Source organism: Acidovorax sp. GW458-11-26-14-TSB4 (assembly GCF_059423865.1).
This window is the reverse complement of the sequence record NZ_JBWKYR010000004.1, coordinates 269,450-275,650: the sequence shown is the minus strand read 5'-3', so window position 1 is coordinate 275,650 and position 6,201 is coordinate 269,450. Positions and strand designations below refer to the sequence as shown.

4 protein-coding genes are annotated in these 6,201 nt (G+C 66.7%); all 4 read left to right on the top strand.

The genetic code is table 11. The annotated features are described in order from the left end of the window. Window positions 1-2,819: Ig-like domain-containing protein (locus AC07X5_RS11800; protein ID WP_494770297.1), on the top strand; the 2,819-nt coding region annotated here is incomplete at its 5' end. 242 nt (window positions 2,820-3,061) lie between these two features. After that, window positions 3,062-3,979, top strand: coding sequence for a sulfotransferase (locus AC07X5_RS11795; RefSeq protein WP_494770296.1), 918 nt, complete (start codon window positions 3,062-3,064; stop codon window positions 3,977-3,979). Continuing rightward, complete coding sequence (locus AC07X5_RS11790) at window positions 3,969-4,814, top strand: 2OG-Fe(II) oxygenase (protein ID WP_494770295.1); 846 nt, start codon at window positions 3,969-3,971, stop codon at window positions 4,812-4,814. Before AC07X5_RS11795 ends, AC07X5_RS11790 begins: the two co-directional genes overlap by 11 nt. A gap of 102 nt (window positions 4,815-4,916) precedes the next feature. Beyond that, a partial coding sequence (locus AC07X5_RS11785; protein ID WP_494770294.1) for a DUF4347 domain-containing protein occupies window positions 4,917-6,201 on the top strand: 1,285 nt, incomplete at its 3' end.

Sequence of the window (6,201 nt, the reverse complement as noted above, 5' to 3'; positions counted from 1 at the left end):
CAGCAGGCAACAATGCCACGCTCACCCTGCCAACGCCGGGCGCCGCCAACTCGCTGGGCGCCAACAAGGCCATCGTCGTCGATGGCTCCGCGCCTGCGGTAGCCACCGTCAACCGGGTGGGCCCCGCGGCCACCAATGCCACCAGCGTGGACTACACCGTCACCTTCTCCGAGGGCGTCAGTGGTGTGGACGCCGCCGATTTCACCGCCACCGGCACCAGTGGCACGGTGGCCGGTGCCGTGGGCAATGTGGTGGCCAACAGCGCCACCAGCTACACGGTCACGGTCAACGGCATCACCGGCGAAGGCGCCCTGCGGCTGGATCTGAACGCCAGCGGCACCGGCATTGCCGACACGGCGGGCAATGCCATCGCCGCAGGCTTCACCGCCGGCCAGACCATCGCCATCGACACAACGCCCCCGACCGCAACCGTCACGGTGGCGCCCGCAGCGGTGGGCGCAGGGCAGACGGCCACGGTCAGCGTCATCTTCAGCGAAGCAGTCACCGGCTTCGACAACGCCGACCTGGCCATTGCGCACGGTTCCCTGTCGCCAATGGCCAGCGGCGATGGTGGCATCACCTGGACAGGCACCTTCACCCCGGACGCCAACACCGAGAGCGCCACCAACCTCATCGTGCTGACCAACAGCGGCGTGCAGGACCTCGCAGGCAATGCCCGCACGGGTACCGTTGCGTCGGGCAACTATGTGGTGGACACCAAGGCGCCGGTCTTCGCCTCGGCCACGGTCAACGACAAGACCCTGGTGCTGACCTACACCGAAGGCCTTGCGCTCGACGCAGCCAATCCGCCTGCGACGGGAGCCTTCAGCGTGATGGTGGGTGCCGCCCCCAATGCCGTTGCAGCCGTTGCCGTGAATGCGGCCGCCAAGACTGTCACCCTGACCCTGACCACCGCAGTGGCCAATGGCGACGTCGTGACCGTGGCCTACACCGACCCCAGCGGCGCCAACGACCCTGCTGCCATCCAGGACGCCGCCGGCAACGACGCCGCCACCCTGGCTGCCACGGCAGTCACCAACAACACCCCCGCACCCGAGTCGCCCCCGCCACCTTCGACCACCGTCGACGGCGTCCCCGTGACCACCGAACCGGGCCCCGGCGGCTCCACCGTCATCACCATCCCGGTGATTGTCCCCACCCGGCCCGATGTGCCGGGCACGCCCTCCCCGCTGGCCGACATTCCGCTCGTCAAGGGCGCCGATGGCCACCCCATCGTGGGGGTCAGCGTGCCCGTGGGTGTGGGCCTGCAGGCCGAGGGCCTGAGCGGCACGACCACCGGCTCAGCCGCCCTGGCCGAGCTCGGCTTCCGCATCGAACGCATTGCCGGCGACAACCCCGAGCTCATCAACGCCGGCCAGGTGTTCTATGCCAGCATGCCGCCCAATGACCCCCTGTCGGTGCAGATCCTGAAGCCCACGGCAGGCACCGGCTTCGATGCCACCGTGCCCCTGGTCATCACCGGCAGCAATGCACCCGCCGATGGCAAGCAGGCCATCATCCTGGATGCCCGCAGCCTGCCCAGCGGGGCCGTGATCCAGGTGGACAACATCGACTTCATCGCCGTGGTGGGCAATGTGCGCCTGATCGGCGGCGCCGGCCAGAACGTGGCCAGCGGCGATGGCGGCGCCCAGTGGATCGTGCTGGGCCCCGATGACGATGTGATCCATGGCGGCGCCGGCAACGACGTGGTCGGCAGCGAGGCCGGCGACGACCAGGTATACGGCGATGCAGGCGACGACATCGTGTTCGGCGGCGCCGGCAATGACCTGCTCTCCGGCGGCACGGGCAGCGACAAGCTCAACGGCGGCACCGGCTTCGACGTAGCGATCCAGGAAGGGGCGCGCAGCGACTACACGGTCACACTGGAGGGGGCCGGCATCAAGCTCACCCATACCGCTTCGGGCGTCTCCGACTGGCTGGTCGATGTGGAGCAGGTGCGGTTTGCGACGGGCCCGAGCCTCACGGTGGCGCACAGCGCCGCAGAAGAAGCCGGGGCCTATCTGTTCCAGAAGTGGCTGGGCCGCGATCTGAACCAGGGCGAGGGGGCGATCATCCAGACGCTGACGGGCAAGACGGCGCTGGAAGTAGCGACCTTGTTTGCACAGTTCTTCCCCGAGCAGAGTGGGGGCAGGACGCCGGCGCAATTGCTGGAAGGCATGGGTGCTGCAGGAGCAGTGCGCGTGGATGCCATCCGCGATGTGACCGTGACGGGCGATGCCGGCAACAACATCATCAGCCCGACCCTGGGCCTGGCGCGGTATGTGGACGGCGGTGCGGGCACCGACACAGTGGTGATCCCCGCGATCCTGGGCCAAACCCATGTGCAGGCCAACGGCAATGGATCGTTCACCCTGCAGCGCCTGACCGATGGCGCGATGCTGGACACCACGCGGGTGGAGCGGGTGACGTTCAGCGACACCAAATTGGCGCTGGACCTCGATGGCAATGCCGGCCAGGCGGCCAAGCTGCTCGGTGCCCTGGGCGGCCCGGCCCTGCTGGGCAACAAGGGCGTGGTGGGCGAGGTGATCCGCCTGCTCGACGCCGGGGCCGGCAGCCAGACCATCGCGGGGCTGGGGCTGCAACTCCTGGGGGTGAATACGCCCACGCAGATCGCGCAGATGCTGTGGGCCAATGTGGTGGGCCGTGCGGGAACGGACAGTGAGCTCAAGCTGCTCACCGACCTGATGGCCGGTGGGGTGTCAGCCAGCGACCTGGTGGTGATGGCGGCCAATCTGGATGCCAACGCAGTGCGCATCGACCTCGTCGGCCTAACGGCCAAGGGGATCGAGTTCGCCTGAAGCCTGCCCGGCATGCGCCAAAGGCAAGGCCAGGCCCCCCGGGCTGGCGGGCCCGGAAAGACCTGCAAATACCCTTGGTTCCCAGTTGCAATATGATACAGAACGCGGGCACTGCAGCGATGAAGCTGCAGGTTGCTGGGAGTTCAGCTTGAACGGCCATGAGGGCCCGCTCGATACCCGTACGGCATGAATCGAATGCCTTGCCACCAACAAGTGCGCTCCTATGAAAGTGGCAAATTCGCATGAGCACCGACTGGATTCCCTGTGAACTGACCACTGCCGGCCAGCGCAGCCTCGTCCGGTGGATCCACCCGGGCACCAAGCCACTGTTCACGGAACCCTTCTTTCACCAGACCATCGATGCGCTGGTCCAGGCGAACTCCGTGCAGAAGCTCACCCCCCTGGAGGCGCTGGCAGAGGTAGCGCCGGCCAAGGCGCCAGCGGGCTTCATCTTCCATGTGTCGCGCTGCGGGTCCACCCTTGTGAGCCGCAGCCTGGCCGGCATACCCCGCCACCGCGTGATATCAGAGCCTGCGCCCGTGAACCAGTGGCTGTTGGCGCACGGCCGGGACCCGCAGGCGAAGTGGCCGCAGCTCAAGGGCTTGGTACACGCCCTGTGCGGCACTGCAGCCGGTGTGGACTGCTTCATCAAATTCACCAGCTGGAACCTGTTGCACCTGCAGCAGCTGCTGGCGCTCTTTCCCGACACCCCCTGGGTCTTCGTCTACCGGGACCCGGTCGACGTGCTGCAGTCCCTGGTGGCTCGGCCACCGCGCTGGGCGGCCCACCCGCAACTGGCCCCTGCCCTGGGCGGCCACCAGGCAGATGGCACCGAGGCGTTGGCACAGCTTCTGCAGCGCCTGTTCGCCGCCCCACTGCCGCATTGGAGCGGGCAGGCTCTGGCGATCAACTATGCCCAGTTGCCGGCCGCCATGGCGGAGATTGCCGAGCACTTCGGCCTGCGCCTGGACGCTGCGGAGCAGGCGAGCATGGTGCACGTGGCGCAATTCGATGCCAAGCAGGCCGGTGAAGTCCCCTTTCGCCCGCGTCAGCGCGCCCCTGTGTCGGATGCCATGGTCAGCGCCATGGCGCCACTGAACCCGCTGTGGGATCAATGGCAGGCGATGTGCGCCCCATCGGAGGCACTGCATGCCCACTGAAGCCATGGCCAACCGCACACCGCCATCACCGCAGGCGCGCGACCAGCGCCTGCTGGAGCTGATCGGGGCGGGCAAGATCGCCCCGCCAGACAACGAAGTGCTGGCAGACATCCACCGGCGCCGGGGCGACCTGCCCGCTGCATCGGCGGAATACCAGCGCCTGCATGCCAAAAAGGCCGGAGCGCCTCGCATCGATCTGCTGCACGCCATTTTCAATCGCGGCAATGCACCGGCACGCCTGCCGCCATCGGATTTTGCACCTGCCCCGTTCGTGCAGTTCGATGGCTTCTTCGGCCATGCGCTGAACCGGCACCTGCTCGACTACGCGATCTCCCGCCAGGGCATCTTCAGGCCGACGGAGTTGCAGGCGGCAGACCAGTACGAAAAGCAGCGCAGCACGCTGGTCACCTACGACGTGGGGGCCCCGGGCGAGGCGATGCGCACCGCAGTCCGCGAGCGCCTGCCGCTGCTGTGCGAGCGCCTGGGCATGCCGGTGTTCGACATCGATTTCATCCAGCTCAAGATCGCGGCGTACGCGGCCGGCGACTTCTTCAAGGCCCACCAGGACAACGGGCTCAGCCATACGGGCCGGCGGATCAGCTTTGTCTACTACTTCCACCGCGAGCCCAAGCCCTACCGCGGTGGCGACCTGCTTCTGTACGACAGCCGCTTCAGCCCGCGCGCCTATGTGCGCAGCCTGTTCACACGCATAGTTCCGCACAACGACAGCATCGTGTTCTTCCCCAGCGAGTATTTCCACGAAGTGCTGCCCGTGGAAACCGCCACGCAGGACTTCAGCGCCAGCCGTTTCACCATGGCTGGCCATATCGGTTGACAGTGCACCACCGCTGTTTTCACCTCTATCCCTGCAAGCCACCGGCACCGCTCACGGTGCCATCGCTGCAGCCATCCATTTTTCTGACCACAAGGCACTGCCATGTCCACAACCCCCGCCACCCGTGAAGTCATCGCCATCGATGCCGGCATCGCCGACTGGGAGACGCTGGTTGCCAGCCTGGACCCTGCCATGCCTATCATCCTGCTGCCCGCAGGCGGCAACGGCCTCGAAGCCTTGGCGCTGGCGCTGGCCGACTACGGCACGCTGGACGCGCTGCACCTGGTCACCCACGGCTCCGAAGGGCAACTGCACCTGGGCGAACTGCGCCTGAACACCACCAACCTGGGAGAGCAGGCCCCTGCGCTCGCACAGATCGCCAGCCACCTGGCGCCGGGTGCGGACCTGCTGCTGTATGGCTGCTCGGTGGCCCAGGGTGAAGGCGGGCAGGCATTCGTCAACAGCCTGTCCGGCGCACTCAATGGCGCCGACATCGCCGCATCCACCGACCGCACCGGCGCGCTGGCGCTGGGCGGCGACTGGGACCTGGAGTATTGGGCCGGGCAGATCGAGACGATGCTGCCGTTCGATGCGCAGGACATCGTGGAGTACAGGGCGGCGTTCGCGGCGGATGACACCATTCTTGACACCACACCGCCCACGGTGTCTTCGATCAACCGCGTCTCCACCGCGACCACCAACGCTACCAGCGTCAATTTCACCGTCAAGTTCTCTGAAAGCGTCAGCGGGGTCGATACTTCAGACTTCTCCCTGACCAAAGGCAATACTGCCAACGGCACTATCTCCAGCGTGACGGGCAGCGGAAACACCTACACCGTAACGGTGAACAGCATCTCCGGTGATGGCACGGTGCGCCTGGACCTCAAGAGTTCAGGGACCGGCATCAAGGACACGTCCAACAACGCCATCCCCGGCGGCTACACCGCAGGCCAGCTGTACACCATCGACAACACGGGGCCCGCAGTCGCGTCGGTCAATTCCAGCTCCGCCAACGGCACTTACAAGGCGGGCGACTCCGTCAGCATTCGGGTCATCTTCAGCGAAACAGTGATTGTCACGGGTACCCCGCAACTGACGCTGGAAACCGGCGCCACCGACCAGGTGGTGAACTACGCCAGCGGCGGCAGCACCAACACCCTGACGTTCAAATACACCGTGCAGGCCGGTGACACCACGGCCGACCTGGACTACCTGGGCACGGCGGCGCTGGCGCTGAATGGTGGCACCATCAAGGATGCGGTAGGCAATGCCAGCACGCTTACGCTGGCGGCGCCCGGCGCGGCCAACTCGCTGGGCAACAGCAAGGCCATCGTGATCGACGGCGTGTCCCCCCAGATCACCAGCGTCAACTCCAGCACAGCCAACG

What these genes read in the sequence shown, in the direction of transcription:
- AC07X5_RS11795 (WP_494770296.1), top strand. Translation starts at nt 3,062, where the DNA reads ATGAGCACCGACTGGATTCCCTGTGAACTGACCACTGCCGGCCAGCGC.
- AC07X5_RS11790 (WP_494770295.1), top strand. Translation starts at nt 3,969, where the DNA reads ATGCCCACTGAAGCCATGGCCAACCGCACACCGCCATCACCGCAGGCG.